The sequence below is a fragment of the Sphingopyxis sp. genome (genome assembly GCF_035565275.1).
In the GTDB taxonomy this organism is placed as follows: domain Bacteria; phylum Pseudomonadota; class Alphaproteobacteria; order Sphingomonadales; family Sphingomonadaceae; genus Sphingopyxis.
In genome coordinates this window covers 1-3811 of the sequence record NZ_DATMST010000228.1, presented here as the reverse complement: position 1 = coordinate 3811, position 3811 = coordinate 1, and the positions used below count along the sequence as shown (strand labels likewise).

Here is a 3811-nt window from a genome sequence, read left to right as displayed (position 1 = left end):
CGGTGCGCGCGGTCAGCGCGCCGCCTTTCGCGGCCAGTTCGCGCGAACGGCGAGGGATTTCCATGGCCTCGACGCGCGCAGGAATATCGGCGCGTTCGCCGACACCGATCGTCCAGTCGGCAAAGGCTCCGGCCCCGCGGCGGATGCTGTCCCACAGGCTGGCAGCGCCGATCCTGATCGCTTCGGGTTTGACCAGCGGGTCGCGCGGTTTTTCGGCCGGGCGATATCGCGCGATATCGATGCCGACCGGCGGCTCCTCTTTGGGTTTTGCCAGTCCTTCGTCCGGCACCGGCGCGCTCGCGCCGGGTGCCGGCGCCGGGTCACGTAACCACGGCTGGTAATAATCGTCTTTTCTTTCAGTCACTTACTGCCCTTGCGCATCCATATTGGCGATGCGGTCCCGCTTCGTGGTCCAATTGCCTGACGCGAATCTAGCGCCGTTTGCGCTCGCGTTCCACCTCGGCGCGAGCCACCAGCGAAATATCCTGTGCACGGATCCAGTCGGGCGACCCCTGGGGCAGGCCCTGCATCGCGGCTTCGGCATTACGCAGCGCGAGTCCGGACTGTCCACCCATCAACTGATAGCGCTCGGCCGAAGCGAGCGCGGCGCGCGCCTGATCGCCCTTGTTCGCATAGACGATGCCGAGCTGGTACCACGCGAAGGGATTCTGGTTGTCGAGCGCGACCGCGGTTTTCAGAACCTCTTCGGCTTCGGCAAAATTGGCGGGATCCTCGGTCGCGATCAGCGCGTGGCCCAGCGTGGCGCTGATCAGCGGCTGCGACCGCGAGTTCGCGACCGCCTTGCGAAGCGCCGGGATCGCATCCTTGGGGCGCCCCGATTCGAGCAGCACCTGGCCCTCGAGCTCGAGGAAATAGGGGTCTTCGGGATTGGTCTGGAGCAGCCCCTCGACCTCCGCCAGCGCCTTTTGCGGATAGGCGCTTTTGTGCCACGCATAGGCGCGCGCGTAGCGTGCGGGGATGCTGGTGTTGCTTTCGGGAAATTTGCGCAGCGTCCGCTCGGGCTCGGTCATGAAGCCCGACAATTTGGCCTTGATGCGCTGAAAGCGTTTTTCGATGTCGGGGTTGGCGGGCTTTTCCCATGCCGCATCCACGACATAGACCTCGCGCAGCGCCTGGATGCGGTCGCCCGACATCGGGTGCGTGCGGCCATAGGCCTGATCGTCGTCCTGCTTGACCCCGTAGCGAAACTCCAGATTCTGGAGCTTCTTGAAAAAGGCGAGGCTGCCGCGTCCGCTGATCCCCGCCTTCGACAGATATTGCGCGCCTGCGGCGTCGGCGGTCGATTCCTGAACGCGGCTGAACGCGAGGAACTTGCCCATCGCGGCCTGCTGGCCCGCCATCATGACGCCCATGCCGGCCTCGCCGGCGCCCGCCGCGATCGCGGCGGCGCCGAGCAGCAGGCTGAGCAGCGAGATATTCGCCGCCTTGCCATAGCTGTCGTTGATACGGATCGCGTGGCCGCCCATCACATGGCCCAGTTCGTGCGCGAGCACGCCCTGCACCTCTTCGGCGCTGTCGGCCGCCTCGACCAGCCCGCTGAAGACATAGATGTCCTGGCTTCCCGCGACGAAGGCGTTGATGCTCCGGTCGCCGAGCAGATGGACACGCACCTGCCCGGGTTTCAGCCCTGCCGCGACGAGCAGCGGGTCCATCATGTCCTGGAACAGCGCCTCGGTCTCGGCGTCGCGCAGGATCGACTGCGCCACCGCCGGGCGCATCGCGATGGCGAACATCGCGAGCAATGTCAGTATGGTACGCAAAAGAGGACGCAGCATTTGCGCCCCGGACGCGGTCTGCAGCGGGAAAGCGGTCATCGCCGCCTCTCTTGCGCCGCGCGCCTGAACCCCGAGTGAAGCCATGAGGGCTTATTGGGGTTCAGCGCGTGCGGACGCAAGGTCAGCGTGCGATTTCTGCGATCAGCTGCCGCCCGATCGGCCTGACCGATCAATTGGCGCCCGGTCGACCCGGCCGATCAATTGCCGCCCCGATCGACCTGGTCGATCAATTGCCGAACGTGCGTTGCCACCAGCCACGGCGCGGTTCGCCGTCGGGGCCTTCGTCCTGATCGTCGCCATTGGCGGCGACGGGTTCGGCATCGCCGGTGGCTGCGGCTTCGGGTGCGGCCTCGGCGGCCACGGCCTTCTTCGCGCGGCTGGCGCGCTTCTTCGGCGCGGGCTTGGCGGGTTCGGCTTCAACCGGAGCTTCGGCAACGGGCGCTTCGACGACCGGCGCCTCATCGACCACAGCAGTCCCGGCTGCCGCAGCTTCGGCTTCGGCGGCCGCAGCGGCCTTGGTCTTGCGCGGTGCGCGCTTGCGCTTCGGCTTTTCCTCCGCGGCCGGGGCTTCTTCGGCGACCGGTTCGGGGGCTTCGACCACCTCTACCGGAGCCGCTTCGGCTTCGACTGCCACTTCGTCGGTGACATCTGCGGTCTCGACCTTCTTGCGGCCGCGTCCGCCACGGCGGCGACGCGGCTTGGCCTCGGCTTCTTCGGCCTCCGCTTCGGGAGCAGCCTCGACAGCTTCGACGGGTGCGGTTTCGGCATCCTCGGCGTCGGCGTCGTCGCGATCGTCGCCGCCTTCGCTACCTTCGGCGGTTTCGTTGCCTTCTTCGTCGCGGCGACCGCGGCGGCCACGGCGGCGGCGGCGACGACGTTTGCGGCCTTCGCCATCGGTATCGCCTTCCTCGCGGTCGCGCGCGCCTTCCTCGCGATCACGCGAGCGCGCGGGACGCTCTTCGGCCGCCTCTTCTTCGGCTTCCTCTTCCTCGTCCTCGGGATAATCGTCGTCGTCATCGTCCTCGATCGGGGCGATCGGGGCGAAGCTGCGGCGCGCGACCGGCGGCGGGCCGCTGACCTCGACGGCCATGCGCGCGCCTTCGGTTTCTCCATCGGGCAGAATTTCGACGGTGACGCCGTAGAGTTCCTCGATCTCGCGCAGTTCGCGGCGCTTTTCGTTGAGGAGGTAGAAGGTCGCTTCCTGGCTCGCGCGCAGGGTGATCTTGTTGCCCTTGCCGCGGGCGGCTTCCTCTTCGATCAGGCGCAGCGCGCTGAGACCTGCCGACGAGGCGGTGCGGACGAGACCGGTGCCTTCGCAATGCGGGCACGGACGCGTCGAGGCTTCGAGCACACCGGTGCGCAGGCGCTGGCGGCTCATCTCCATCAGGCCGAAGCCCGAAATGCGGCCGACCTGGATGCGCGCGCGGTCGTTCTTCAGCGCGTCCTTCATCGCGCGCTCGACCTTGCGGACGTTCGAGCCATGATCCATGTCGATAAAGTCGATCACGACGAGGCCCGCCATGTCGCGCAGGCGCAGCTGGCGCGCGATCTCGTGCGCCGCCTCGAGGTTGGTGCTGAGCGCGGTCTGCTCGATATTATGCTCGCGCGTCGAACGGCCCGAGTTGATGTCGATCGACACCAAAGCCTCGGTCGGATTGATCACGAGGTAACCGCCCGATTTCAGCTGGACGACGGGGTTGAGCATGCCCGCGAGCTGGTCCTCGACGCCGTAACGCTGATAGAGCGACACCGGATCGGCATATTGCTTCACGCGGCGTGCGTGGCTCGGCATCAGAAGCTTCATGAACTGCTTCGCGGCCTTGTAGCCGTCGTCGCCCTCGACGAGCACTTCCTCGATGTCTTTATGATAGATGTCGCGGATCGCGCGCTTGACGAGGTCGCTGTCCGAATGGATCAGCGCCGGCGCCGAGCTGCCCAGCGTATTCTCGCGAATCTCGTCCCACAGGCGGGCGAGATAGTCGAAGTCGCGCTTGATCTCGACCTTGGTGCGGCTC

2 protein-coding genes and 1 pseudogene are annotated in these 3811 nt (G+C 66.6%); all 3 read right to left on the bottom strand.

What is annotated here, in order from left to right; all coding sequences use genetic code 11:
• A pseudogene (locus VN047_RS15690) lies at nt 1–364 on the bottom strand (disulfide bond formation protein DsbA); the annotation flags it as partial.
• 67 nt (nt 365–431) lie between these two features.
• Nucleotides 432–1835 carry a M48 family metalloprotease gene (locus tag VN047_RS15685; RefSeq protein ID WP_325544268.1) on the bottom strand — a complete coding sequence of 468 codons (1404 nt, stop codon included), beginning with the start codon at nt 1833–1835 and terminating at the stop codon, nt 432–434.
• Nucleotides 1836–2022: 187 nt separating this feature from the next.
• Nucleotides 2023–3811: ribonuclease E/G (locus tag VN047_RS15680; RefSeq protein ID WP_325544266.1), on the bottom strand; the 1789-nt coding region annotated here is incomplete at its 5' end.

Bases quoted from the DNA above. Each gene is read 5' to 3' on its own strand.
- VN047_RS15685 (WP_325544268.1), bottom strand. From the start codon at position 1,835: ATGACCGCTTTCCCGCTGCAGACCGCGTCCGGGGCGCAAATGCTGCGT.